Source organism: Acinetobacter sp. YH16038 (assembly GCF_013417275.1).
Taxonomy (GTDB): domain Bacteria; phylum Pseudomonadota; class Gammaproteobacteria; order Pseudomonadales; family Moraxellaceae; genus Acinetobacter.
Genome location: NZ_VPEG01000081.1, coordinates 1 through 4,393 on the forward strand (window position 1 = coordinate 1; position 4,393 = coordinate 4,393).

Here is a 4,393-nt window from a genome sequence, read left to right on the forward strand (position 1 = left end):
ACGATAGGCCATAGATGCTACCGCAGTTCGTCCAGAACTTCGGTTAATGGTCTTGGTCGTACAGTGATAAATTGCCATGCCTTAGCCTTGTGATGGTTTTGCTTTTGCTTTTAAAAATTGCGTAGCAATTTTTTGGGGTTAAGGGGAATCCCCTTACGCAAACTTTGACTTGGATGAAATCCAAGTCGTAAGTGCGCATTTCATGAAAAACACGATAGCATATAGCCCGCTTGAATTTCAATTCATAGGGCCTTATGCTTGAGTGGTTTTCTATATCCCGAAATCTGAATCATGACAAAAGCTGCTGAAAATCTCGAAAAGAAAATTGAAGCCCAGTTGGAAAAGTTGAAACAGTTAAAGGCTCGTAAACAGGCTATCGAAGCTAGAGAAAAATCAAAACAAAAAGAGCAGGAAAGAAAAGATGATACTCGACGCAAAATTTTGCTCGGTTCTTATTTGATTAAAAAAATGAATGCCAATGAAGCCAATAAAGAAAAAATACTCGCTGAACTCAACGAGTATTTAACAGAAGACAGAGATAGAGAGTTATTTAATCTTAAGTGTAATTAGTTTTTATTTTTATACGTTAAAACCATGCTCTACAAGCAAAGGAAAGAACATTTCAAAGTGTCTTTTTTCTGCTAGCATTTCAGCTAAAAGTTGTCCGAATTGTTCATAATTTCCAGTACCAATTAAGTGGCTATACTCACTTTGTACACGCTCATCATAGGCAAGTTTAGATCCAAACTTAAGACGTTGTGAATCAGTCATTCGGTTAAAAAAATCTCCTATATTTTTGTCTTTTTTAACTTCAGTTCTTATTTGCTTTTGCTTAAATTTGAATGAAAAGCCTGTAATTGAACGCCCTTTTTTGTGTTGCTCATAAGTTGTTACGATGTCTGTATGTTCATTGATTTGTTTGATTGCTGGTTCTAATACACGCTTTTTGAAATCACACATCGCTGTATATTCAGTATTTTCAAGCCCAATTCTATTTCTAAAGTCACTTAACTCAATTTGTGGAACTTTGCCAACTTCGCGCCAAGCAATGATTAACTCATAAAGCCTAATAGCGTATTTACTTGTAAGCTGTGTGACCTGCTTAAGTTGATAACTAGTGAACTGTTGCTCAAGTCTTGTAATCAAAGGCACTACATCTGGTGCAAAAGTGATTTCTAATGTAGCTGAATCATCAATATATTTAATACGGCTTACCCATCTAGACTTAACAGTTCCTACATTTCCCTTTTTATCTTCTTCTTTAAATGAAAATTGACGATCAAACAGGTTTAGAACAGCACTTTTCAGTGCTTTGTAAGCACCATCGTTACTAACATTAAAACGACTAGCGTAATCATTAGCATGTATTTCTAACTTACTATCAGCAGTTATACCGTTACCTGTTTGTCTTGCATTAATGATTGCAAGAAGTATTAAGCGCTGTTCGGTTACTTCTAAATTATAACTAGCGTTCATTAATGCGTTATCTTTCACAACAAGCTCATTCTTCATCTTCAAAGCATATTATTATTCAAAGTAAGGACACTGTATAAAGTTATCATTAAAAGGTCAATATTAATTAAGTCCTTAAATCAAGACTAAATGTCCTTTTATAACCGACTAAATGTCCTTTTATAACCGACTAAATGTCCTTTTATAACCGACTAAATGTCCTTTTATAGGGCTTGAAACCCTTCTGTAGTAAGGGTTTAAGAGTGTCTAAAAGCATTTAAAAGCTTTAAAATATATATAAAAGCATAAGTGAGCATGGAAAACAGCCCTATGCCCTCGCTAAAGCTCGGACGTTTTAACCTCGCTAAAGCTCGGTTGAGGGGCTGTTTTTTTTAAATAGAAGTTGAGGATTTAATAAAAAAAGAAACTAGGCCTTCGCTTCGCTCAGTAATCTTTATGCTCGCTTCGCTCGTTTAGATTCTAATTAATACAGTTCGCACCCTTCGGGATGCTCTATATCTTTCGTTAAGAAGCAAAGGGGGGGCTTGTAATCAGGGAAAAGGCAGGGGCAAAATTTTAATGCCAGGTGATCGCTCGTAGACACTCGCTCGGTTCTTACTGGAATGAATTTAATTATTAAAATATCTAATTAAAACCGTAGAACATAAAAAATAGAAAAGTTGCCGCCCTGTTGCTCTATGATTCAAGGCGGCAATCTCTAATATAATGATATTGAAGGAAAAAACAGTTATATTATGTTAATTTTAAGAAAACTTCAGAACTGATCTACTTACTGATAATAAATGCTCTGCCTAAGCGTTTTAGTATTTTTTCGATAGTGGGTTCTAAGACTTCTGGAGTTAGATTTAGTTTAATTTCTACAGGATAAGAGGTTAATAACTCTTTGATAGGAGGCCTTTGTTCATCAGGCAGACACTCGATTAGAATCATTAGAACTTTAGGCTCGAAGCATCTTTTTGATGTGGCTTTGAGAGTTAGGCTAGGCATGGACCACCTAAGTTATAATATTTTATATAAGTACCACTATATCAGATATTTAAATAAAAAAAATCCCAGCAGGTGCAGTGCTGAGATTAGGCGCTTTCTGGGCTTAGTTATTATCGTTATCAAAAAAGTATAACTCAGTTTTTGCTTAATTAACTTTCTTTTTAACTAACTCCAATTTACTTAACTCTTGCCTTTTTTTCTGATCATTTTCGATCTTAATAACCATAGCTAAAATGAAAACCATTACTATAAAACTTAGGAAAATCAAATGTTTTCTCATTTTTAATTCCTTTTTTTAGTATCTAAGAGTGCCTTTATTCTTTGCAAATTGATATGACATAAAAAATCAAAATTTAGCTCGATGCTTTGAAATATGGCTTTTGCCATGTTTCAAAGTCGAGCCACTTTGCGACACTAAATATCTGATAGGTTTGGGAGGAGCAGAGCAAAGTACCAGCGGCAATTATTTAGGGTCAATCACACAATAATCGCCATTTTTCCCATAGCCACATTGTTTTGTCATCACTTTAACGCATGTTTTCCCATCACATTTTGATAGATCTAAACTGTATTTTTTCAGGTTGTTTACTTCCGATCTGCGCTGCTGGATTTCATCCATACTTGGGACAAATAAAAATAACGCCAAGAACAGCACCATTACCAACGCTACAAAGGCGCTGGCAAACACGGCAATAAATTGATAGTTAAGACGGCTAGTTGCTTTATCTAACTCCTCAATACGGCTCTTTAATGCCCCTATAGCTTGTTTATTTGTCTCCTGTAGTGACTTTTCAGCCTTATCTAGTACCCCACTAGCTACTTGGGTGTAAAATGTCTCTAATCGCTTCTTATCGTCTGCTATGGCTTCCCTGTATTCCTTCATCGAAGCTAATAAAATATATAACTGGTCGTCTAAATCGTTTTGATTGCTCATAGGGAAGGCCCATTTCTATTCATGCTTTTGCGTTGTTTCAGCTTCATAGCTTGTTCTTGCTGTAGCTTTAACCGCTTTTTATGTTCCAGTTCTAGGCGTTTAGCTTCTTGATCTTTCTTCCATTGCTCAAACCCTTGTTCAACACGGTTAAAACCCTGTTCTAAGGTCTTTTCCTTGTGCTGTTGTTGGTATTGGAGCTGCTGGCTGTTCTGCTGTTTGATTGTGTCGTTGAAACGGCTGATCTCAGTATCTATGCCTTTCCTACGCATCTGGGTGACTTTGCTGCCTTCATGTATGGTGGCTTGTAGCTGATTGCCCTGATCGGCATAGCTGCGGTGGTCGATTCTTTCCCGATACCCTGCATATTCCAGAGCATGATTGGCTAAGTTTGCCCAGGTGGCTCGAATCTGTTTAATTTCTTCCTGGCTTGTTCCCATGCCTAGGCTTTTTCTTTTGGTGTTACTTAGTTCAATTTCCGTTTTTTGAGTAAGGACTAATTTATTTTCAGGGTCCAATTCTGCTTTGCGAGTTGTTAGCAAGATATGTGCATGATGGTTTTTATCATCTCCACCTTTGCTGGGTGCATGAATCGCTAAATCTGCGACCACCCCATAGCGATCTACTAAGGACTTGGCGAAGTCTTTAGCGAGTTCCTTGCGTTGTTCTTCGTCCAATTCATCAGGTAAAGCAATAACCCATTCTCTAGCGGTTCTGGCATCTTTGCGGTTTTCCATTTTTTCCGCCAGATTCCAGAGTTCGGCACGATCAATTTGAGTATCTAAGTTCGAGATAATTTCGGTATAAGCCACACCTTCTTTTCTCGTAAAGTCGTGCGTTAATCCTGTCCGTTCATCTGTCAATTTTTCTCCTGCACGATAGGCCATAGATGCTACCGCAGTTCGTCCAGAACTTCGGTTAATGGTCTTGGTCGTACAGTGATAAATTGCCATGCCTTAGCCTTGTGATGGTTTTGCTTTTGCTTTTAAAAATTGCGTAGCA

At 37.2% G+C, this 4,393-nt stretch carries 4 protein-coding genes; 1 reads left to right on the plus strand and 3 read right to left on the minus strand.

From position 1 onward, the window contains the following. The first annotated feature begins 291 nt into the window (after positions 1–291). Entirely contained in the window at positions 292–570 is a 279-nt protein-coding gene (locus tag FTV34_RS16425) for a mobilization protein (RefSeq protein WP_180009818.1), read from the plus strand. 9 nt (positions 571–579) lie between these two features. Here FTV34_RS16425 and repM read toward each other — a convergent pair whose 3' ends face one another. The 3 genes from repM to mobQ all read right to left on the minus strand — a co-directional run bounded on the left by repM (position 580) and on the right by mobQ (position 4,344). Next, complete coding sequence (repM, locus tag FTV34_RS16430; RefSeq protein ID WP_179995818.1) at positions 580–1,512, minus strand: replication initiation protein RepM; 933 nt, start codon at positions 1,510–1,512, stop codon at positions 580–582. A 1,411-nt stretch (positions 1,513–2,923) separates the two neighbouring features. After that, on the minus strand, positions 2,924–3,394 hold the full coding sequence (locus tag FTV34_RS16435; protein WP_179997526.1) for a hypothetical protein: 471 nt from the start codon (positions 3,392–3,394) through the stop codon (positions 2,924–2,926). Further along, positions 3,391–4,344, minus strand: coding sequence for a MobQ family relaxase (gene mobQ, locus FTV34_RS16440; protein ID WP_180004498.1), 954 nt, complete (start codon positions 4,342–4,344; stop codon positions 3,391–3,393). The genes FTV34_RS16435 and mobQ overlap by 4 nt, the downstream gene beginning before the upstream one ends. Positions 4,345–4,393: the final 49 nt, after the last annotated feature.